Annotated in this window: 20 protein-coding genes; 6 read left to right on the forward strand and 14 right to left on the reverse strand. The window is 68.1% G+C overall.

The window, feature by feature from the left end:
• Window positions 1-84: 84 nt before the first annotated feature.
• Window positions 85-1641 carry a murein biosynthesis integral membrane protein MurJ gene (murJ, locus tag FVD38_RS10235; RefSeq protein WP_147934720.1) on the forward strand — a complete coding sequence of 519 codons (1557 nt, stop codon included), beginning with the start codon at window positions 85-87 and terminating at the stop codon, window positions 1639-1641.
• On the opposite strand, the gene FVD38_RS10240 is transcribed toward murJ, so the two are convergent.
• Window positions 1642-2277, reverse strand: a complete 636-nt coding sequence (locus tag FVD38_RS10240) for a redoxin domain-containing protein (protein ID WP_222706913.1) — start codon at window positions 2275-2277, stop codon at window positions 1642-1644.
• Between the two features lie 21 nt (window positions 2278-2298).
• Complete coding sequence (locus FVD38_RS10245) at window positions 2299-4359, reverse strand: protein-disulfide reductase DsbD family protein (RefSeq protein WP_229493562.1); 2061 nt, start codon at window positions 4357-4359, stop codon at window positions 2299-2301.
• A gap of 246 nt (window positions 4360-4605) precedes the next feature.
• On the opposite strand from FVD38_RS10245, the gene FVD38_RS10250 reads away from it, so the two are divergent.
• From FVD38_RS10250 to FVD38_RS10260, 3 genes are all read left to right on the forward strand, one after another.
• Window positions 4606-5181 (forward strand): outer membrane beta-barrel protein, encoded by a 576-nt coding sequence (locus FVD38_RS10250; protein WP_187271536.1) that lies wholly within the window; start codon window positions 4606-4608, stop codon window positions 5179-5181.
• A gap of 74 nt (window positions 5182-5255) precedes the next feature.
• On the forward strand, window positions 5256-6515 hold the full coding sequence (locus FVD38_RS10255) for a sensor histidine kinase (protein WP_187271537.1): 1260 nt from the start codon (window positions 5256-5258) through the stop codon (window positions 6513-6515).
• On the forward strand, window positions 6512-7144 hold the full coding sequence (locus FVD38_RS10260) for a response regulator (protein ID WP_147934724.1): 633 nt from the start codon (window positions 6512-6514) through the stop codon (window positions 7142-7144). The genes FVD38_RS10255 and FVD38_RS10260 overlap by 4 nt, the downstream gene beginning before the upstream one ends.
• 6 nt (window positions 7145-7150) lie before the next feature.
• On the opposite strand, the gene FVD38_RS10265 is transcribed toward FVD38_RS10260, so the two are convergent.
• From FVD38_RS10265 to gspG, 11 genes are read right to left on the reverse strand one after another with little or no spacing between them, the layout of a single operon-like run.
• Window positions 7151-7783: a type II secretion system protein gene (locus tag FVD38_RS10265; protein WP_147934725.1), complete on the reverse strand. Its 633-nt coding sequence runs from the start codon at window positions 7781-7783 to the stop codon at window positions 7151-7153.
• Entirely contained in the window at window positions 7783-8157 is a 375-nt protein-coding gene (locus tag FVD38_RS10270) for a type II secretion system protein (RefSeq protein WP_370660634.1), read from the reverse strand. The genes FVD38_RS10265 and FVD38_RS10270 overlap by 1 nt, the downstream gene beginning before the upstream one ends.
• 5 nt (window positions 8158-8162) lie before the next feature.
• Window positions 8163-8651 carry a type II secretion system protein gene (locus FVD38_RS10275; protein WP_147934727.1) on the reverse strand — a complete coding sequence of 163 codons (489 nt, stop codon included), beginning with the start codon at window positions 8649-8651 and terminating at the stop codon, window positions 8163-8165.
• On the reverse strand, window positions 8648-10645 hold the full coding sequence (locus tag FVD38_RS10280; RefSeq protein ID WP_229493564.1) for a secretin GspD/PilQ domain-containing protein: 1998 nt from the start codon (window positions 10643-10645) through the stop codon (window positions 8648-8650). The genes FVD38_RS10275 and FVD38_RS10280 overlap by 4 nt, the downstream gene beginning before the upstream one ends.
• Before the next feature lie 29 nt (window positions 10646-10674).
• A complete protein-coding gene (locus FVD38_RS10285) occupies window positions 10675-11238 on the reverse strand; it encodes a hypothetical protein (RefSeq protein ID WP_147934729.1) in 564 nt (187 codons plus the stop codon).
• A complete protein-coding gene (locus FVD38_RS10290) occupies window positions 11235-11795 on the reverse strand; it encodes a hypothetical protein (protein ID WP_147934730.1) in 561 nt (186 codons plus the stop codon). The genes FVD38_RS10285 and FVD38_RS10290 overlap by 4 nt, the downstream gene beginning before the upstream one ends.
• The gene (locus FVD38_RS10295; RefSeq protein WP_147934731.1) at window positions 11792-12337 is read right to left on the reverse strand and encodes a PilN domain-containing protein; all 546 of its coding nucleotides are present in this window, start codon (window positions 12335-12337) and stop codon (window positions 11792-11794) included. Before FVD38_RS10295 ends, FVD38_RS10290 begins: the two co-directional genes overlap by 4 nt.
• A complete protein-coding gene (locus FVD38_RS10300) occupies window positions 12334-13149 on the reverse strand; it encodes a hypothetical protein (protein WP_229493566.1) in 816 nt (271 codons plus the stop codon). Before FVD38_RS10300 ends, FVD38_RS10295 begins: the two co-directional genes overlap by 4 nt.
• The gene (locus FVD38_RS10305; protein ID WP_147934732.1) at window positions 13142-14827 is read right to left on the reverse strand and encodes a GspE/PulE family protein; all 1686 of its coding nucleotides are present in this window, start codon (window positions 14825-14827) and stop codon (window positions 13142-13144) included. Before FVD38_RS10305 ends, FVD38_RS10300 begins: the two co-directional genes overlap by 8 nt.
• Window positions 14824-16011 carry a type II secretion system F family protein gene (locus FVD38_RS10310; RefSeq protein ID WP_147934733.1) on the reverse strand — a complete coding sequence of 396 codons (1188 nt, stop codon included), beginning with the start codon at window positions 16009-16011 and terminating at the stop codon, window positions 14824-14826. The genes FVD38_RS10305 and FVD38_RS10310 overlap by 4 nt, the downstream gene beginning before the upstream one ends.
• A gap of 56 nt (window positions 16012-16067) precedes the next feature.
• Window positions 16068-16511, reverse strand: coding sequence for a type II secretion system major pseudopilin GspG (gene gspG, locus FVD38_RS10315; RefSeq protein ID WP_147934734.1), 444 nt, complete (start codon window positions 16509-16511; stop codon window positions 16068-16070).
• Between the two features lie 394 nt (window positions 16512-16905).
• On the opposite strand from gspG, the gene FVD38_RS10320 reads away from it, so the two are divergent.
• Complete coding sequence (locus FVD38_RS10320; protein WP_187271538.1) at window positions 16906-17649, forward strand: NF038120 family PEP-CTERM protein; 744 nt, start codon at window positions 16906-16908, stop codon at window positions 17647-17649.
• Between the two features lie 51 nt (window positions 17650-17700).
• Window positions 17701-20847: a S8 family peptidase gene (locus FVD38_RS10325; RefSeq protein ID WP_147934736.1), complete on the forward strand. Its 3147-nt coding sequence runs from the start codon at window positions 17701-17703 to the stop codon at window positions 20845-20847.
• A gap of 82 nt (window positions 20848-20929) precedes the next feature.
• Here the strand turns inward: FVD38_RS10325 and FVD38_RS10330 are convergent, their stop codons facing one another.
• Window positions 20930-21343: a hypothetical protein gene (locus FVD38_RS10330; protein WP_147934737.1), complete on the reverse strand. Its 414-nt coding sequence runs from the start codon at window positions 21341-21343 to the stop codon at window positions 20930-20932.
• Between the last annotated feature and the right edge of the window lie 297 nt (window positions 21344-21640).

A 21640-nucleotide genomic window follows, 5' to 3' on the forward strand; every position in this document is an offset into this window, starting at 1 on the left:
CGGTTTACCGCGCCTTGCGGGGCATTATCCGGCACCTGCCATTCGTGTCCGTACGAACGAGTTGCCCAAGTATAATCTTGCGCCATGAACCTGCTCAGAACCCTCGCCGCCATTTCCAGCATGACCATGCTGTCGCGCGTCACCGGCCTGCTGCGCGAAAGCCTGTTCGCGCGCGCCTTCGGCGCCTCGGCCTATACCGATGCCTTCATCATCGCCTTCCGCCTGCCGAACCTGCTGCGCCGGCTGTTCGCCGAGGGTGCGTTCTCGCAGGCCTTCGTGCCGATCTTGTCGGAATATAAAACCCAGCACGGCGAGGCGGCCACCAAGACCCTGGTCGACCACGTCGCCACCGCCCTGATCTGGGCCACGGTACTGACCAGCATCGTCGGCATCGTCGGCGCCCCGCTCCTGATCACGCTGCTCGCCGGCGACCTGCGCGACACGCCCGGCGCCTACGACGCCTCGGTGGTCATGACGCAAATGATGTTCCCGTATATCGCCTGCATGTCCTTCGTGGCCCTGGCCGGCGGCATCCTCAATACCTGGCGCCAGTTCAAGATTCCCGCTTTTACCCCGGTATTGCTCAACCTGTCCTTCATCTTCGCCTCGCTGGTGCTGGTCAACTACCTGGAGCAGCCGATCTATGCGATGGCGATCGCGGTCTGCGTCGGCGGCCTGCTGCAGGTGGCGATCCAGATCCCTTCCCTGGTCAAGATCGGCATGCTGCCGCGCATCTCCATCAATCCGCTGCACGGCCTGCGCGACGCCGGCGTGCGGCGCATGCTGAGAAAAATGGGCCCGGCCGTGTTCGCCGTGTCGGCGGCCCAGATCAGCCTCTTGATCAATACCGGCATCGCCGCCAGCCTGGCGGCCGGCGCCGTCTCGGCCCTGCAGTATGCCGACCGCTTGATGGAATTCCCGACCGCGATGCTGGGCGTAGCCCTGGGCACCATCCTGCTGCCGTCGCTGTCGAAAGCCAATAGCGAAGGCAATACCGAGGAGTATGCGGCGCTGCTCAACTGGGGCCTGCGCCTGACCTTCCTGCTGGCGCTGCCGGCAGCAGTGGGCATGGCGACGCTGGCCGAGCCGATGATCGCCACCCTCTTCCACTACGGTAAATTCGACGATGCGGCGCTGGCCAATTCGGCCATGCCCCTGATGGCCTATAGCGCGGGCCTGCTCGGCATCATCCTCGTGAAAATCCTGGCGCCGGCCTTCTATGCGCGCCAGGACGTCAAGACGCCGGTGCGCATCGCGATCATGGTGCTGTTCGCCACCCAGCTGATGAACGTGCTGTTCGTGTTCTGGCTCGACCTGGGTGTGGCGGGCCTGGCCCTGTCGATCGGCCTGGGCGCCTGCATCAACGCCACCTGCCTGTATGTGGGCCTGCGCCGGCGCGGCATCTACACGCCGCAGCCGGGCTGGCTGGCATTCTTCATCAAGCTGGCCGTCGCGGTCGGCGTGATGGGTGCGTTGGCCTGGTTCGGTCAGGCGCAGTTCGACTGGGCGGCGATGAAGGCCACGCCGGCGCTGCGCATCGGCGCCCTGCTTGGCATCATCACCGCTTGCGCCTTTGCCTATTTCGCCGTGCTGGCGGTACTGGGCTTCAGGCCGCGCGACTTCCGGCGCCGCGCAAATTGATCAAGACTTGTACTTGACGTTGCAGCCGTAAGGACGGGTCGTGGCCTGGGCCACGTTCTGGCCCTTCACCACCGCTTCCATCGCGGTCTTGAACAGCGGGCTGGCCTTCTCGATGTCTTCGAGCTTGGCCGAGGCGATGCTGTCGATGCCGCCCGCGTAGCGCAGCACGCCCTTGGCGTCGATCACGTACATATGCGGCGTGGTGCGCGCGTCATAGGCCTTGCCGACGGTGCCTTGCGGGTCGAGCAGGACGGCGCCTGGCGCCGCGTTGCGGCTGGCCGTCAGTTCATCGGCCTTCTTGCCATCCACATGACCCTCGCCCGGCGCCGACGAGATCACGCTCAGCCACACCACGCCCGCATCCTGCGCCTGCTTCTGCAAGGCGGGGATGTTCGCCTGGTAGTGCTTCTTCACGTAAGGGCAATCGTGGTTGGTCCATTCCAGCACCACGACCTTGCCCTTGTAGTCGGCCAGGCTGTGCTGCTTGCCCTTGCTGTCGACCGCCGTGAAAGCGGGCGCCGGCTGGCCGACGGCTGGCGCGGCAAAAGCCGGCGCGGCGGCCAGGAAGCCCGCTGCAACGAGGGCGGCGGCCGATGCGGTGGTGCGCAGCATGGCGCGACGAGAAGAACCGTTCATATGAAATCTCCTTGTGAATGATTACTGCTTGAATGATTCGGTGACGATGGCCTGGGTCAGCACCGGCGGCAAGACCACCGCTTCTTTACCGACCGGATAGAAGGCATAGAACGGCAGGCCGTCGCGCTGGAACGATTGTAAAAATGCCGTGATGGCGGGATCTCGGTTGGTCCAGTCGCCTTTCATGTAGACCACATCGTGTTCGCGCATCGCCTCTTGCACGGCGGCGGTCGACAAGGTCGTGCGCTCGTTGACCAGGCAGGTGATGCACCAGGCGGCCGTCATGTTGACAAACACCGGCTTGCCTTCGGCGCGCAAGGCGGCCAAGCGCTCGGCGCTATAGGGCTCGGCCTGCGTGGATTGCGCAGGGGCTGCGGCGGCCTGCGGCTCGGCGCCATGCAGCATGACCATCAAGCCGGCAATCCCGGCCACGCCGGCCACCGCCGCGCCGCGCGGCCACCAGCGCTTTCCGGTCCCATACTGGCCCAGACCGACCAGCCAGGCCACCAGGCCCACCAGCACCAGCCCCGCGAGCGCCATGCGTAGGCCGGCCTCGCCCGCCTGCTGGGCCAGCACCCACAGCAGCCAGGCGGCGGTTGCATACATCGGGAAGGCCATCGCCTGGCGCAAGGTCACCATCCACGCGCCGGGCCGCGGGAGGCGCCGGGCGACGGCCGGGAAGATGCCGAGCAACAGGAACGGCAGGGCCAGGCCAAGGCCCATCATCGCGAACACCACCAGGCTGACATACGCAGGCGCCACCAGCGCGGAACCGATCGCGGCGCCCATGAACGGCGCGGTACACGGCGTGGCCACCACCACCGCCAGCAGGCCGGTGAAGAAGCTACCGGCATGGCCCTTGCGCTCGGCGAGGCCCTGGCCCGCGCCGGCCAGCGCGCCGCCTACTTCGAACACGCCGGACAGGTTCAGGCCGATCGCCAGCATCAGCCAGGACATCGCCGCCACGAACAGCGGCGACTGGAACTGAAAGCCCCAGCCGACCGCGCTGCCGCCGGCGCGCACGGCCAGCAGGGCCAGGGCCAGCGCCATGAAGGCGGCCAGCACGCCGAGGGTGTAGAACAGGCCGGACAAGCGGACCTCGCGCCGGTCGCCGCCCGACATGCCGGCCACCGCCGTGGCCTTGATTGCCAGCACCGGGAACACGCAGGGCATCAGGTTCAGGATCAGGCCGCCCAGGAAGGCGAACAAGGCCATCTGCCACAGGGGCAGCGTGGCCGGCGCCCCGGTGGTGGCCGCAGTGGTGGCAGCGGGCGTGAGTTCGAGCGCGAACCAGCGTTTCTGTCCGCCGCCGTCCGTGATCGCCAGCAGTCCGGCGGATGGTCCGGGGGTGTAGCCCTGGCCCTTGGTCGTCGCCAGCGTCAGCCTGCCCGCTTCCACTGTCAGTATCTGGTCCGCCACGTGATCGACGATGCCCCAGCTGTCCGGGAAGTACAGGGCCGATTGCACGGAGGCCGGCGCGATGCCTTCGCCCTCGACCGCCAGTTGCAAGGTCGATTCGCCGGCGCTCACCGAGGCGCGCCATGGAGATGGCTGCGGCTGGCGCGCGTCGGCGTTCTTGAAGGCGGACAGGATCTCCGCACTTGCGGGACGCGCATCCGCCTCGACCGGCAAGGCCAGGCGGAACTTGCCTTCCTCGGGAATGCACTCCTTCTCGCACACCACCCAGTCGGCATCGGCCTCGAGCACCAACTGGCTGCCGGGCCGCGCATCCTTCGGCACCGTCAGGGCCATCGGGAACACGATCTCGTTCTCGTAGCCATAGCTGGCGACCGGGCCAATGATGAAGCGGTCAGGACCCGGCCAGGCGATCTCGCCGACCGTGGCGCCGTCCGGCGCCTTGAACGCGATGCTCGGCGGCGAGCCGGCGTCACCGGGATTCTTCCAGTAGGTATGCCAGTGCGGCGCCAGGCGCTGGCGCAGGCCGATGCGCAACTGCTGCCCGGGACTCACGGCGGCGTATTCGCTCACCAGCGACACCGTGGCGCGCGGGCTTTGCTGCACATTGCTCTCGGCCGCCATGGCCAGCATCGGCGTCAATACGAGCAGCAGTGCAGTGGTCAAGGTGCGCCAGCAAGACCAGGCGGCGGTTGGAAAAGATCCGGGCATGAGTGGTAGATGAGTAGGTCCGACGGTCGGTGACAAAACTAACACGTTCCTGCATCCCCGGGCAATCACTATGGGCGCCGTAAAGACAGCGGGCGGCATCCTGACTTTCGGCACATGCGCGTAATGGCCCGGCTTCCGATAATCGCTCCACTCGCAGCGCCTTGGGGGCGCCGCGATTCAACCAGAAACGGAAAAACAACCATGCAAAAGATCGTCCATGCCGCCGCCATCATCGTCATCCTCGCCGGCGCCGGCGCCGCGCAAGCCCAGGAGCGCGGCTACATCGGCCTCGCCCTCGGGCCCTCGAAGGGCAGCATCAAGAACGGCGACGGCCAGCGGGTCAGGCAGGACAACAACGTCGTCGCGTTCAAGGGCTATGTCGGCTACGCCCTGAACCGGCACTTCGCCATCGAGGCTGGTTATGCGGGCACGACGGGCAAGCTCCGCTTCGACGGCGCGCGCCTGGGCGCCGCCACCGATCCGCGCGCCGACATGAGCGCCTTCTATGCGGCGCTGCGCGGCACGGTCGCCGTCGGCGCATCGGTCGACCTGTTCGCCAGGCTCGGCGTAGCGCGCAACCGCTTCGAACTGTCCGGCCTCGGCGCCCAGGACTTTCGCGTGACCGGCGTCAAGCCGATGCTGGGGGCTGGCGTCGCCTGGCGCGTGTCCGAGCAGGTGGCGCTGACGGTCGAACTGGAACACTACGGCCGCGTGCGCGAAGGGAACCGCCGCTTCGTCCAGAACCGCGCGCAGGTCGGCGTCCAGTTCGGCTTCTGACGCGATCGGCAAGAACGAGCAGACTTTCCACAATGCATCTGCGAAAATGCGGCTCCCCTCGCCCACTGCACACCATGACGCCCGCGCCCACCGCCAACCGCATGCCGCACATCCCTCCCTGGACGTTCGCGTTCGCCGCTGCACTGCTGTTCGCGGGTCTCGACATCGGCGCTGTCCTGAGCGCCGGCGTGGACCGGGTGTCGCTGCATAACCCGATCGGCCTGGCCGCGCTGGCAGCTAGCGTCGGGATGCAGGACTGGCAGGCCTGGACTGGCAGCGTGCAGCGGCCGGCGGTTTTCCAGTCCTATGCGATCGCGAAGACCGCCGTCGCCCTCATTGCGGTGGCGGCGGCGGCCGCCGCCTGTGCGACCCGCTTGCCCCGGCGGCGCGCGGCGCTGCTGGCGCTGCAGATGGCGTGCGCACTGGCGCTCGATTCCACGCCCTTCCACCTGCTCGTGGCCGTGCAGATCGGCATGCTGCTGCCGCTGCGCACGGCGCTGGCGTGGCTGGCCATCCAGTATCTGCTGGGGGCCGGCATCGATTTCCTGCTGGTGCTCGACTTCGCGCAGCGCCAGGCGCAGCCGCCGCAATGGCCGCTGCTGGCTTACCTGTGCGCCGAACGCGCCGTCGTCGTGGCCGGCTTCGCCGCCGTCGGCCGCCTGGTCCTGTACGAGCGCCGCACGCGCCAGGCGCTGGCCGCCGCCCATGCCCAGGTACTGGCCACCCAGTCGCTGCTGGCCGACACCGTGCGCAGCGGCGAGCGGCTGCGCATCGCACGCGATCTGCACGACACGATCGGCCACCACCTGACGGCGCTGAACCTGCATCTCGACCTGGCGCTGCGCCAGGCCGGCGACGCCGTGCCACCCGCCCTGCCGACGGCGCGCACTGTCAGCCAGGACCTGCTGGCCCAGGTGCGCAGCGTGGTCACCAGCACGCGCGACGACCGTCCGATCGACCTCGGGCACGCCCTGCGGATGCTGTGCGCGGGGCTTCCCGCCCTGACCGTCGACCTGCGCATCGACGCCGGGGCCGCGTGCCAGCCGACACCGGCGGCGCACGCGCTGTTCCGCTGCATCCAGGAAGCCATCACGAACACGCTGCGCCACGCGCAGGCAAGGCGACTGGACATCGTCATCGGTATCCACGACGGCATGACGGTTGTCCGCGTATCCGACGACGGCTGCGGCAGGCCCGGCGCCGCCGAAGGCAACGGCCTGCGCGGCATGCGCGAGCGCCTGGCCGAACTGGGCGGCACGCTGACCTGCGGGCCTGGGAACGGCAGCGGGTTCGCGCTCGAGATGCGCGTGCCGCAGGCCTGGAGCAACCCATGATCCGCGTCGGCCTGGTCGACGACCAGACCCTGGTGCGCAGCGGCATCCGCGGCTTGCTGGACCTGACCGCCGACATCCGCGTGGTCGCGGAAGCAGCGGACGCCGAAGCGGCGCGCGCGATGCTGGCCACGCACAGCCTCGACCTGCTGCTGCTCGACGTGCGCATGCCCGGCTGCGACGGGCTCGAATTGCTGCGCCGTCCGCCCGCGCAGCTTCCGCCGACGATCATGCTGACGACCTTCGACGACGACGAGGCGCTGCTGGAAGCGATGCGCGCCGGCGCGCGCGGCTTCCTGCTGAAGGACATTTCGCTGGAACGGCTGGCCGAGGGCGTGCGCGCCGTGGCCGGCGGGGCCACCCTGTTCCGGCCCGGCCTGACCGAGCGGGTACGCGCATCCTACCAGCCCGCCCTGGCGGCGCCGGCGCCCGCCGGTGCGGCCGGCCTGACGCGCCGCGAGATCGAGATCCTTGCCCTGATGGCCGGCGGGCTCAGTAACGCCGAGATCGGCGCAGCCTTGGGCGTGAGCGAGGGTACGGTCAAGAACCACGTCTCGAGCATCCTGTCCAAGCTGGGCGTACGCGACCGCGTGCGCGCGGTCCTGCGCGGCATCGAGCTCGAACTCATCTGACGTCGCCTAGGCGGGCGGCGCGGTCTCCTGCACTGGCTCGGGTTCTGGCTCGGGCTCGGGTTCTGGCCCGGGGTCTGGCTCGGGCGGAGGAGGCACCACGACCGGCGCCGGTTGCGGGACGGGCGGCGCGCCGGGGCCGCCGGACTGTGTGCTGGTGACGGCAGGCGCCAGGCTGCGCTCGCCCGCGCTGAAGCGCCATTCCGAGATCATCTCCTTGTTGTCGAGGCCCTTGAAGCGGCTGTCGAAGTTCGCGATCTTCAGCGGCTTTGCGGTCGACAGGCTGTGGATGGCCACCACGCCGGTCTCGCCGTCGCCCAGGTAGACGATGCCCCACTCGGCCTTGGCGGTCAGCGGATCGACGTAGACCTTGCGCAGGTGGCGCCGCACGGCGGGCGAACGCGGGTCCTTCAGCAGTTCGGCCAGCGACGGCGGATATGGCGAGGCGCCGCGCGGCGTGGCCGCGGCATAGCTGTCCAGCGCCGCGCTGAAGGCGGCGCCGATTTCCAGCAATTCTTCCTCGGCCGCGGCGCGCTGCAGGAGCGATCCGATCTTGAGCGTGGCCGCGCCCACCAGGCCGATGATGGCCACGAAGATGATCAGGCCGAGATAGGTAAAACCGGCCTGGCGCCGCGCACGCATCACCACTCCAGGTAGGGACGCCCGCGCCGGTCGTTGCCGGGCGCGCCGCTGCGCAGGTTGGAAAAGCCCCCCTGCTCGCCGTCCTGCGGCGCCTCCAGCACCCAGGTCTCGCGGCTTTCGGTGACCGGGTCGAGTGGAATCTCGCGCAGGTATTTTTGCTCGACCAGCTGTTCGAGCGATTCCGGATAGCGCCCCGTGTCGGAGCGGTACTGGTCGACCACGGCGCGCGTGTTGCGCAGATTGTCGGCCAGGATGGTCTCTTTCGCGCTGTCGATGCTGGGGAAGAAGCGCGGCACGGCCAGCGTGAGCAGCAGGGCCACGATGCCCAGTACCACCAGCAGTTCGATCAGCGTGAAGCCGCGTCGTGTTCTCATCGGGCTCACCATTTGTTGTAGGGGATGCCGTTCAGGCCGATCCGCTGCGAGGTCGAGTACACGTCATACACGTCGTCGCCCTCCTTCGGCTCGTCGGCTTCGCTGGCGTAGCTGCGCTTGCCCCAGGTGGCAGCGTCCGACAATTCGGGATCGGGATTGAAGGGGTCGCGCGGCAGGCGCCGCAAGAAATAAATCTTGGCTTGTTTGGGACTGCGCAGGTCGGGTACACCCTCGACCAGCAACTCCAGCCGCTCCGGGTAGCCGTTGGCGTCGGCGGCCTTGCTGACGCGGCCCTCGTCGCCAGCCTTCTTGAAGGCGTCCAGGCCGGCGCGGATCTCGCGCAGCGCGCGCCGCAGCTCCTGCTCGTCGCGGCGCTGCACCGTGACCTCGGCCACCGGCAGCACCAGGGTTCCCAGCAGCGCGAGGATGGCCAGCGTGACCAGCAACTCGATCAGCGTGAAGCCGGTACGCGCGCGCTGGGCCTGGAAGTTCATCGCTGCGGGATCGGCGGATTGACGCCCGGCGGATAGGCGGCCGGGACGACTTCGGGTTCGGGCGCCGGTGCCGGTTCGGGCTGTGGCGCCGGCGCGCCTGGCGGCGCCGATGGCGGCGAACCCAGTTGCGGCGTGGCCGGCAGCGCCGACGGCGGCACCGAGAAACTGGGGGTGGCATCCGGCGGCGGCGCGACCGGGGTCGTCTCGACCGCCTGCGCCGGCGCTGGCGCGCGGATCGGCGATCCCGTCACCTGTACCCGCACCCCGTTGTCGGGACGGCGGCGGAAGCTGGCCTCGGTACCGGCGCCGAATTCCGACGCCGATGCCGGCGGACGCTGGATGGCGCGCACGATGCGCGGCGTGATCGACAACACGATCTCGGTGCGGTCGCGCTGGTCGCGCTGGCTGCCGAACAGGCGGCCGACGATCGGCAGGTCGCCGATGCCCGGCACCTTGCTGCCGCTGCTGCGGTCTTCGTGGTTGATCAGGCCTGCCAGCACCTGGTTCTCGCCATCCTTCAGTTGCAGCAGGGTGGTGGCCGAACGGGTGCCGATGCGGTAGGCCACGGTGCCGCTGGTGGTGCGCACCGATTCGCCCAGGCTGCTGACCTCGAGCCCGATGCGGATCGCCACCTCGTTGTTCAGGTAGATGGTCGGCTCCACGTTCAGGGTCAGGCCGACGTCGATATAGTTGATGTTCTCGGAAGCGAAGCCGCCGATGCCCGAGGATACGGTGGCCGAGATGTTCGGGATCTTGTCGCCGATGACGACCTTCGCCTTCTCCTTGTTGCGCACGCGGATGCGCGGGTTGGCCAGGGTATTGGTGTCGCCGTCGGTCTTGTTGGCGTTGATCGTGGCGCTGATGTCGCTCACCGCGATATTACTGCTGTTGAAAGTGCGCAGGTCGTCGATCGTCAGCGGGAAGCCGTCCAGGGTCTGCAGCGGCGCGAACGACAGGTTGGTCGGCCAGGCGATGCCCAGGTCCATCACGCTGCTGCGCCGGATCTCAAGCACCTCGACGTCGAGCATGACCTCGGGCTCGGGCACGTCCTGCAGGGCCACCAGCTGGGTGGCGATGCGGATCGCTTCCGGATTGTCGCGCAGGATCACCAGGTTCAGCTTCTCGTCCACCACCACGTCGCGCGCCTTGAGGATGGTTTTAAACGTGTTGGCGATGCTCTTGGCTTCGGCATTGGCCAGGAAGAAGGTCTTGACCGTCATCTCCTGGTATTCGCGCACCTTGGCCGCCACGTTCGGATAGATCAGGACCGTGTTGCCGTCCATGACCTGGCGTTCGAGCTGGTTGGTCATCAACAGGTAGTACACCGCCGCCTCGACCGTGCTGTTCTTGAGGAAGATCGAGGTGCGGGCATCGGCCTTGACGTCCTTGTCGAAGATGAAGTTCAGGCCCGAGTGGCGCGCGATCACCTCGAATACCTGTTTCAGTGGCGCCTCGCGAAATTCCAGGCTGATGGGTTTACGGTAGCTGGCCGCCAGCGCCGCCTGGCCTTTCGGCGCGGCCGCCGCCTTCTCTTCGACTTCCTGCATCAGCTGGCGCGCCGCCTCGTGCGCGGGGCGTTCGGTGAGCACCGCCGCCAGCTTCTGGCGCGCCGTTTCCAGTTCGTCCTTGTCGAAGGCGGCGCGAGCCTCTCCGATGGCCAGCGCGTGGCGGCGCTCGGCATCGACCTGGCGCAGGCCGGCGCGGGCGCGGTCGTTGACGGGGTCGATCGCCAGCACGCGGCGGAAATCCTGGGTCGCCAGCTCGGCCTGGCCGGACGCCAGCGCGCGCTCGGCCTGGTCCACCAGGCGCGCGGTGGCGTTGTCGCGCGCGCGCAGGAAGGCCGCCCGGTAGACCGGATTGTCCGGCTCGGACGCCAGCGCTTCCTGGTATTTGGCGAGGCCGGCGCCCACCTGGTCCTGGGCCACCAGCGCATTGCCTTCCTGGTAGGCGCGCTGGGCCGCGCACCCTGCCAGCAGCAGTGGCAGCAACAGCATGGCCAAGCCTTGAATCCGGGTTCGCACCATCAGTCGAATACTCCAATATTGAGCTGCTGTCGTTGTTCCAGCGGCAGGTAAGTCAGGGTCAGCACCGGTGGACGGATCGCGTCCACGCGGTAGGTGCCGTCGATGGTGTCGCCATCGTTCACAAGATAGGTGCGTTCGCCGCGCGCCAGGTAGATTTGCCACACGCCGTCCTGCAGCGACTTGCCGATGTAGGTGAACGGCAGCGGCGGCGCGCTCGGCGGCGGCGGCGGGGGTGGCGGCTCGTTCGATGGCGGCGGTGGCGGCGGCGTCCAGTCATGGCGCGCGAACAGGCTATTGTCGCCTTCCCCGAAGCGCTCGCCGCTGGCGCCGATCAAGGTCTCGCGCGGGATCAGGCGCGCGATGGCGACGTCGTCGCCGGTTTTCCTGATGGATGGCGCAGGGCTGCGCACCGGCTCGGTGGCCGCCGTCGCAGTCATTGCAGTCGTGGCGGCCGCGCGTTCGACCGGCTCGGCCAGCTCCGCCTCTGGCGTCCTGTCGCCAAAGACGACCAGGCCGGCGGCCAGCGCCAGCGCCACGCCCATGACAATGTGGCGCGGCTTCACGGCTTGCTTCCTTCGGCTAAATAGAAAGTCAGGCGCAGGCGCGCCTCGACCCCGGCCTCGCCCACGCTGTCGCGGCGGAAGGCCACGTCGTCCAGCGAGGCGTGCGGGATCGCGCGCAGCACGTCCATCGCGAACTGCCAGATCGCGCCATAACTCCCCTTCACCGGCAGGTTGACCTGGTAGGCAATCAGCTGCGCGTTGCGGTCGTTGGTGGCCCGATACTCTCCCTGGCGCAGCGCCAGCCCGTGGCGCTCGGCCAGCGCGAACACTTCCTTCAATTGGCGCTCTACCCCACGGCGCTCGCCCAGGGTGGCATAGAAGTGCTGCAGATTCTGGTCGCTGCTGGGCGGCTGCGCCGCCGGGACTGGCTGCGGCGGGAGCGGCGTACGTGCCGCCCGGCGCGCCGCCTCGTATTCTTCATTCAGTTGCGCGCGCGCCGGCAGCAGCGCTACCTGGGCCGCGGCCCCGGCCAGCAGCAGCGCCAGCACCAGGGCTACCAGCGGATCGATGCGCGCCAGCAGCAGGCGCGCGCGCAGCAGGAAGGCGCCCGCCTTCATGACGCCTCCCACTGCACGCTGACCTGGAACCGCAGCGGACGGTTCGGATCCTGCTCCATCACCTCGTGGCGCAGCAGCACCACGCTGCTGAACCATTCCTCGGCCTGCAGGCGCGTGATATAGGCCAGCATCTCGTCGCTCGAGCGCGCCTCGGCGCTGATGCGCACCGTGCGCCGTTTCGCGTCCGGCTCCAGCGCCAGCAGTGCGATCGTGTTCGGCGTGGCTTCGCCCAGGGCCGCGGCCACGTCGCGCCACGGCAGGTTCAGTTGCAGGATGGCGGCATTGACGGCGCCGGCCTGGGCCGGCGCCACGGCAACTTTCGGCGCCGGCGGCGCGGCCACGGGCGCCGGCGCGCTGCGCGCGGCCAGCGCGGCCTGCAGATCGCGCACTTCTTCCTGCTGCTCGAAGTAACGCTGGGTCATGAACAGCGCCGGGATGCACAGCGCCAGCACGCCCGGTACGGCATAGATCAGGGTCGGCGGCGCACGGAACAGCGTGCGGCGCAGGCCGGGCGGCGCAAAGTCGATGCGGGTGCGCTTCATGCCGGCACTCCGGTGCGGGCCAGGCGTGCCAGTTCCGACCACTCGTCGGCCTGCTCGAGCAGGCTGCAGGCGAATTTCAGCCGCCCCGGGCTGCTGGCCCAGGCGGCGGGCGCGGCGCCGCTCAACTGCAGGCGCTCGGGCCGCGCGATCCCGACCCGCAGCGCTTCGCGCGCAATATGCGAATCGAGCCAGTCGCGGTCGGCCCCCGCCGGGATCGGGGCGCTTCTCACCGCCGCCAGCTTGCGGCCATCGTAGGCCGCCAGCGACAGCACGCCGCCATGGACCAGGCCGAACCAGGCTCCGCTCCTGCGCTCACGGCGCCAGGCGTTCATGGCGGCGACGAATTGCGGGCCGATTTCGACCAGGTGGAAGCCGTGTTCGCGGGCGGCAGCGGCCAGTGCGTCGAGCAAGGCCACTGGCGCAGCCGCGGCCAGGAAGGGATCGACCGCATCCCAGTCGGCGCTGATCTTCCACTCGGCGCCGGCGGCTCCGAACAGGTGCTGGAAGCGCAGCGCGGCGGCCGCCTCCAGGTCGCCCATGCGGGTGGCGCCGGGCGGCGGCGGCACTTGCCACAGGCGCACCAGCTCGTCGGCCAGCACCACGCTCACAGGCCAGCCCCTGACCGGCAGGTCGGAGAAGAGCATGCGCAGGCCGGGCGCCAGCGCGTCGGGGGCGAACAGGTCGAGCGGCTGCTCCGCCAGGGCCAGCGGCGCGCCGCCGAACAGGCGGCGATGCTTGACCAGGGCCAGGCCGTTGGCGGCCACGCCCAGGCGCAGGGCTTGTCCGATGGGAGGGAAATGCAATCTACGCATGCAGGGTCACCCGCTTGATCTCGTCGATCGTGGTGGCGCCGCGCCGCACCAGGTCGAGCGCCGCCAGGCGCAGGCTGCGGGTGCCGTTGGCGTGGGCCGCGGCCTTGATCTGGCGGATCGGCTGCTTGTCGACGATCAGCTCGCGGATCTCGTCGTTCAGGGTCAGGATCTCGGCGATCGAGCGGCGGCCCTTGTAACCGGTGCCGCGGCAGTCGCCGCACCCCTTGCCGCGCATGAAGACGTAGTCCGCGACTTCCTCGCGCCGCAGATGCACCGAGGCCAGCTCCTGCTCGCCCGGTTCATAGCGCTCGGCGCAGCGCGGGCAGCACATGCGGATCAGGCGCTGGGCCCAGATGCCGTTCAGGGCCGAGACGAAGGCATACGGATCGATCCCCATATGGGTGAAGCGGCCGAATACGTCGAATACATTATTGGCGTGGACCGTCGTGAGCACCAGGTGACCGGTCAGGGCCGACTGCACCGCGATCTCGGCGGTCTCGCGGTCGCGGATCTCGCCCACCATGATTTTATCCGGGTCGTGGCGCAGGATCGAACGCAGGCCCTTGGCGAAGGTCAGGCCCTTCTTTTCATTCACCGGGATCTGCAGGATGCCCGGCAGCTGGTATTCGACCGGGTCCTCGATGGTGATGATCTTCTCGCGCCCGTTGTGGATCTCGGTCAGCGCCGCGTACAGGGTCGTGGTCTTGCCCGAGCCGGTGGGACCGGTCACCAGCAGCATCCCGTACGCCTCCTGGGCCAGGTGCCGCAAGGTGACCAATGACGGCGCATCGAAACCCAGCGCCTCCAGCGTCAGGGAGCCATAGGCCTCGATCATGGCTCGCTTGTCGAGGATACGGATCACCGCGTCCTCGCCGTGGATGCTGGGCATGATCGAGACCCGCAGGTCGATGTCGCGCCCGCCCGCCTCGACCCGGAAGCTGCCGTCCTGCGGCACGCGGCGCTCGGCGATGTCGAGTTCGGCCAGCACCTTCAGGCGCGAGATGATGTGCTCGGCCAGTTCGATGCCGCCCACGGTGGTGGCATGATCGAGCACGCCGTCGACCCGGTACTTCACCGCCAGGCCGCCGGCGGTGCTCTCCAGGTGGATGTCCGAGGCGCCGGCCTTGAGCGCGTCGTACAGGGTCGAGTTGACCAGCTTGACGGCCGGGCTGCCCGCTTCCGACACCGAGGCGAAGGACAGCACGGTGCCCGACTTGCCGTCGCGCCGCGCGTCCTGGGCGCCGCCCACCAGCGAGTCGACGGCGCGCGCCGACTCTTCCTGCTTCGACAGATAGGCCTGGATGTCGGATTGCAGCGCCAGGCACAACTCCAATGGGTTCCTGGCGCTGGCGCGCGCCTGGGCCCCGAGCCAGGTCTGCAGGTCGAGGTCGAAGGGATCGGACAACACCCCGGTCAGGCGCCCATCCGGATGGCGCAGCAGCGCGCAGTGGCGCGACAGCGCCTGGGCCAGCGGCAACAGTTCGAAGGCCGGCGCCAGCGCCAGCATGGCGCCGGTCTCCATCACCGCCAGGCCAAAGGGCGCGGCCAGTTCGTTCACCAGTTCGCGCGGATCGCGCCCGGTCAGGGCCTCGAGCTCGAGCACCAGGCCGCGCCGCGAGACGGTGGCGGCCGCGCGGGCGCGCGCCAGCAGCGCGGTGTCGAAGGGTTCCGCACTCACGACATGTCTCCCGCCAGGTCGAAGATCGGCATATACAGCAGCACCACGATGGCGCCCACCACCAGGCCGATGGCCGCCATCAACAGCGGCTCGAAGGTGCGCGTGAAGCGGTCGATCCAGCGCCCGATCTCACCATCGTAGAAGGCGGCCGACTGGGTCAGCATCGGCCCCATTTCTCCGGTGCGCTCGCCCACGCGCAGCATGCGCAGCGAGATCGGCGTGGTCAGGCCATGCGTCTCGAAGGCGTTCGACAGCGGCTGGCCGGCCTCGATCGCGGCGCGCGCCGCGGCCAGGTTGCGCGCCAGGTGGCCCGTCACCATTGGCTGCACGGTCTCGATCGCGCCCACGATGGTGATGCCGCCCTCGGTCAGCATGCCCAGCGTCAGGTACAGGCGCGACAGCTCATACACGCGGGCCCGTTCACCGATGCCGGGGAGTTTCGCCAGCAGGCGCGCCATGCCGCCGCTGCGCAGCAGATGGCGCACGCCGGCAACGGCGCCGGCGACCAGCAACGCCGCGGCGACCAGGATCGCGCTGCCGTGGCCGGCCGCGAACTGGCCCCAGTCCAGCAGCAGCTGCGACATCCACGGCAGGTCGCGGCCGGCGCCGTGGTAGACCTCGGCGAACTTCGGCACCACGTAGCCGATCAGGAAGGCGCTGACGCCGCCGCCGACCATCAATAGGATCACCGGATAGATCGAGGCGCTGACGATCTTGGAACGCACGGTATCGATGCGCTGCTGGTAGTCGATGTAGCGCGCCAGCGCGCGCGGCAGGTCGCTGGTGCCTTCGGCGGCGCGCACGATGCCGACGTACAGCGGCGGGAACAGCGCCGGTTGAGACGCCAGCACGCTGGAAAAACGCTTGCCTTCGCGCAGGCCGCCCAACAACCGTTCCAGCACGCCGCGGGTGGACGGCGCGCCTTCCTTTTCGAGCAGGGCTTCGAGGCTTTCGACGATGCCCAGGCCGGCATTGAGCAGCGCCAGCAGCTCCTGGCTGAACAGCACGAGGGACAGCTTGCCGCCCTTGGGACGCGCCAGCGCCGCCCCGCGCGCCGGTTCGACGGCGCTGACGAACAGGCCGCGCGCCTCGACCTGGCGGCGCGCGTCCTGGGCGTCGAGCGCGTCGACGACGACGTTGGAGATCGACATATCGGGCGCAAGGGTGCGAACGGCGAACTGCATGGGATGCCCGGCCAGGTTGGGGTGAAGCGAAAAGGGAAAGCTTGCTGCGTGTTCGGTCAGTTCGTGATGTCGGCGTTGTCGCCGCTGCCACCAGGCTGCCCGTCCTTACCCAGGGACAGCACTTCGTAGTCGCCGCGGGCGCCCGGCGCACGGTACTGGTAGGGATTGCCCCACGGGTCGGGCGGAATCGCCTTCTTCAGATAGGGGCCGTTCCACTTGGCGCCGGCGCTCGGTGGCGCCGTCATGAGGGCGGCCAGGCCCTCGTCGGTGGTCGGATAGCGGCCGACGTCGAGCCGGTAGGTGTCGAGGGTCTTGTCGAAGGCGTCGATCTGGGCGCGGGCGGCGGTGACTTCGGATTTGCCGAGCTGCGAGAAGTACTTGGGGCCGACATAGGCGGCGAGCAGGCCGATGATGACGATCACCACCAGCAGCTCCAGCAGCGTGAAGCCCGCGCTGCGCCCGGCAGGGACGACGGCGCCCTGTTTCATAGCAAAAACCATCAAGCGACTCCTAGATTGCTTCTTTGAAATGCTGCCCGTGAAAGGTAACACGCTGCTGAGCGCGACGACAACTCTTCTTTTCAAAAAAACACCGTCTGATGCAAGACTCATGGACTTTGATTACATGTAACAAACTTTCCCATATTGCAATGATGCATATTTCAAACAGGTGACAAATTGCTAGAAATAATGATTGTTCATAGCTAAAACCAAATTTAATCAATGCAAGTTGTGAAAACTCAAAATATTTCTTGTTAAACTTTTTTACACTTTTATTAATTCCATTGATATATTTCTTGGCAACCTGAAACTCAGGTGCCAAGCGCAGTGCCCCGCCCTACCCAGGCGAGAGAAATCCCAACCACAAAGGCAAATCATGACTCGGAAATCGCAGATGGCATTACCCTCCCTGACCAGTCCGCTGGCCAAGTTCGCGGCCGCGGCTCTTGGCGCCGCGGCCATCGCCGCGCCGGCCCAAGGCGCGACGATCAATTTCGACGCCGGCGCGGGCATGGTGTTCGGCAGCGGCGACAGCTGGCAGGAGCAAGGGTACAACCTGACCTTCGAGGCCTACGATCCGGCGGACGTGGACAGCCTGGTCGGCGCCATCGTCGACACCAGCGATCCGACTTACTGCATCGACATGGCGTGCCCCATCAACGGCCAGGGCGGCTACTACGGCGCCTTCAACGACAGCATCGTGTGGGTCCAGTCCGAGACCGCCGGCGCCTCGTTCATGGTGAAGTCGATCGACGCCAGCTTCATCGGCCTCGACGCCGCCCTGGGCGGTTATCCGATCTATTCCGGCCTGCTGCGGATGCAGGGCTTCCTGGCCGACGGCAGCTATATCCTGCAAGACCTGCTGCTCGACGGCCCCAGCTCGCAAGGCTTCCTGTTCGGCAGCTACTCGCCATTCGAGACCTTCGCCAACACCGCCTTCGTGAGCATGGCCATGTTCGGCTTTACCTGCGACGACGCGGGCGACTGCGTGGCCTTCGACAACAACCGCGGCCAGTTCGCGATCGACAACCTGGTGCTGGATGACGCGCTGGCCGAAGTGCCTGAGCCAGCCAGTCTCGCGCTGTTCGGCCTCGGCTTCCTGGGTCTGGCCGCCCGCGCCCGCCGCCGCAATGCCTGAGCACGCCACTCCATCACAGTCGAATTCCGCAGAACCCAAGGACACGCATCCATGAAACTCCGCCCAATTTCCGCAGCCATCCTGTTCGCACTGACCGGCATGTCGCTGGCAGTCCAGGCCGACGACGTCCGCCGCCCCTACGTCGTGCAACTGACCGACAAGCCGATCGCCTCCTATGACGGCGGCGTCAACGGCCTCGCCGCCACCCAACCCCGCTCCGGCCAGCGCCTCGACCTGAACAGCGCCAGCGTCCAGCTCTACAGCGGCTACCTGGACCAGAAGAAGGCCGCCGTGCGCGCCGCCATCGGCGGCGCCCCGCTGGTGCACGACTACAAGGTGGTGCTCAACGGCTTCTCGGCCATGCTGACCGATGCCGAAGTGCGCGCCCTGATCGGCCGCACCGACGTGCTGGCGGTCACGCCCGACGTGCCGCGCGAACTGACCACCGTCTCGACCCGCGACTTCCTCAAGCTCTCCGGCCCGAACGGCGCCTGGTCCAAGCTGGGCGGCCTGGCCGAGGCCGGCGAAGACGTCATCATCGGCATCGTCGACGGCGGCGTGTGGCCGGAGCACCTGTCCTACGCCGATCGCCTGGACAGCAACGGCAAGCCGACCCACGACAGCAGCGGCAGCCTGGTCTATTCGGCGCCGCCGGCGCGCTGGCAGGGCGACTGCCAGACCGGCGAAGGCTTCACCACCGCCCACTGCAACAACAAGCTGATCGGCGCGCAATACTTCGACGACATCTACAAGACCACCGGCCGCACCAGCCACTGGAGCGAATTCCGCTCCTCGCCGCGCGATTCGCTGGGCGGCGACGCCGGCGAAGGCAGCCACGGCACCCACACCTCGACCACCGCCGGCGGCAACTACGGCGTGGACGTGACCATGGCCGGCGTCAACATCGGCGAGATGTCGGGCGTCGCCCCGCGCGCGCGCATCGCGTCGTACAAGGTGTGCTGGACCTATGTCGACCCCAGCTTGGCCATCGGCCGCCGCAACAGCTGCTACGTCGGCGACAGCGTGGCCGCGATCGAAAAGGCCGTGGCCGACGGCGTGCACGTGATCAACTTCTCGATCAGCGGCGGCACCACCCTGACCGACCCGGTCGAGCAAGCGTTCTTTGGCGCCGCCAATGCCGGCGTCATCGCCGTGGCCTCGGCCGGCAACGACGGCCCCGGCAACCAGGTGGCCCACATCAGCCCCTGGCACACCACGGTCGGCGCCTCGACCCATAACCGCGAGTTCCAGGCGACCGTCACCCTGGGCAATAACCAGAAATACACCGGCGCCTCGATGAATACCACGCCGCTGCCGGCCGAACCGGTGGTCGATGCATCGACCGTCGGCCTGGCGGGCGCCAACGCCGCCCGCCTCGCCTTCTGCTACAGCGCCTCGTTCAACGGCGGCCAGGCCCTGCTCGATCCGGCCAAGGTGGCCGGCAAGGTCGTGATCTGCAATCGCGGCGAGAACGACCGCGTCGACAAGAGCCGCGCGGTGCGCGAAGCCGGCGGCGTCGGCATGATCCAGGTCGACAACGGCACCGGCCTGGTGGCCGACATGCACTCGGTGCCTTCGGTCCACGTCACCCAGGCCGACGGCCAGGCGATCCGCAGCTATGCGGCTGCCGGCGCCGCCAGCGCCACCGCCGCGATCAGCAAGTTCGTGGTCGGCGTTTCGCGGCTGAATGCCCCGATCATGGCCAACTTCTCGTCGCGCGGCCCGAACCGCGCCGACCCCAACGTGCTCAAGCCGGACGTGACCGCGCCGGGCGTGGACATCATCGCCGGCGGCACCCCGGGCCTGACCGAAGAGCAGCATGCCGACATCCTCAACGGCACCCTGGTGCCGCCGGTCGAGTTCGTGTCGATGCAGGGCACCTCGATGTCGGCGCCGCACGTGGCTGGCGTCAGCGCCCTGGTGCGCCAGAAACACCCGACCTGGACGCCGGCGATGATCAAGTCGGCCCTGATGACGACCGCGACCAACACCTTCCCGGACACGCTGACCGGCGACATCCGCGGCCACCTGCCGTTCGCGCAGGGCGCCGGCCACGTCAACCCGACCGCCGCGCTCGACCCGGGCCTGGTGTACGACATCGGCGAAGCCGACTACCGCAAATACCTGTGCGGCGCCGGCGTCAGCTCCCAGTGCGCGGGCGGCCAGATCCCCGGCTACGAGCTGAACCTGCCGTCGATCACCGTCGGCAACGTGCTCGGCTCGGTGGTCATCAACCGTACCGTGACCAACGTCAGCGCCACCGCCTCGAGCTTCAACGCGCAGATCTCGGTGCCGGGCTATGACGCCGTGGTGACCCCGGCCACGCTGGCGATCGAGCCGGGCCAGACCAGGTCGTTCACCGTCAAGCTGACCCACGCCGGCGCGTCCGAGAACACCTGGCAGTACGGCACGCTGACCTGGACCGGCGGCGGCCATACCGTGCGCAGCCCGGTCGTGGCCCGCTCCGGCAAGCCGGTCATCGCGCCGGTATTCTTCTCCAGCGACCGCGCCAGCGGCAGCAAGGCCCTGTCCGTCACCACCGGCTTCGCCGGCAAGATGGGTTCGACTGTCGGCGGCCTGAAGGAAATCGTGCGCACCGCAAACACGATCGCCCCGGCGCCGGACGGCAGCCTCGACACGCTGGAACTGATGGCCGACGTCTGCCACCGCGGCCTGTACGGCACCCGCGTGCTGCCGGTGACCTTCACCGCGGACACCATGGCGGCGCAGTTCGAGCTGTTCGACCGCGATACGGGCGGCAATGGTGGCGACGACCTCGACCTGGTGATGGTGAACGCGGCCGGCCAACTGGTCGCCTACTCGGCCACCTACGGCTCGGACGAGACGATCGCGCTGGCGGCCCCGCCGGCCGGCAATTACAAGGTCTGCACGCTGGGCTACAGCACCGCCTCCGGTGGCGCCACCTCGTTTGGCCTGCACGCCGTGGTCGTGAACAGCAGCGACAAGGGCGGCAACCTGCGGGCCATGCTGCCGGCCAACGTGTATGCCGGCGGCAAGGCGACCGTGGCGGTGAGCTGGTCCGGCCTGCCGGCCGGCAAGCGCTTCCTGGGCGGCGTGCGCCTGCTGGACGCCAGCGGTGCGGTCGGCTCGACCACCGTGCTGCAGGTCGAAACCAACCAGCCGGTGCCGAAGGCCGAGCGTCCACAGCGCGTCAAGGCGAAGGACGTCGGTGTGTAATTGACAGGACGGGGCCGCTAGCCCCGATGTGAACGACAAAGCGCGCCTCGGCGCGCTTTGTCTTTTGGGAAGGAAAAAAGGATCAGGCTGCCGGCAAACCCAGCTGGCAGGCGCCGGCGAAGCAGACGGCGCCCGGATCGGGGCGGTGGATGCAGATCGACATTTCGCCGGTACGCTGGATCTCGGCCTGGCGCTCGGTCTTCGAGCGTTCGGCCAGGGCCAGCAAGGCCTTCTCGTCGGTCTGCGCGGTCGAGTACGGCAAGTATTCCTGCGGGCCGCCGCAGGCCAGCGCGCCGACCGGGAGCGAGCGGCATTGCGCATTGTCGCTGCAGGCGGGGGTGCCGATCAGGCGCTTGATCTCGGAGACGGTGGCGCCGGGCTGGAGCGCGACCACCGGCGGCGCGCCGTCTTTCACGGGCGGCTGGGCCGGATCGTGGGCCTGGGTGGTGCAGGCGGCGGTGGCGCCGAACAGGAGGATGAGGATGAGTTTTTTCATGCCGCCATCTTCGCGCGCACGCTATGACTGGTCAAGTGAATAACATTAACCAACTGTTACCAAATGTGTCGACCTCATGTTGCGCCCACCTTACGGAACACGCAGATGTCCGACGAGCTTGCATCAGAACATCTTAAGTTTCCGTATGGATATATTTCTCATTTGCAGACAAATGGCGTGAACGTCGCGCATCCTATCCACTTCAAATGCAAACTTGGACGTTCGCAAATGTAAAAAATTGAGCGTAGGAAAATTTACTCACTACAATAGCTTCATTACAGACGAGCTTGTTCGAGT

Source organism: Massilia arenae, from assembly GCF_008014745.1.
Taxonomy (GTDB): domain Bacteria; phylum Pseudomonadota; class Gammaproteobacteria; order Burkholderiales; family Burkholderiaceae_D; genus Telluria; species Telluria arenae.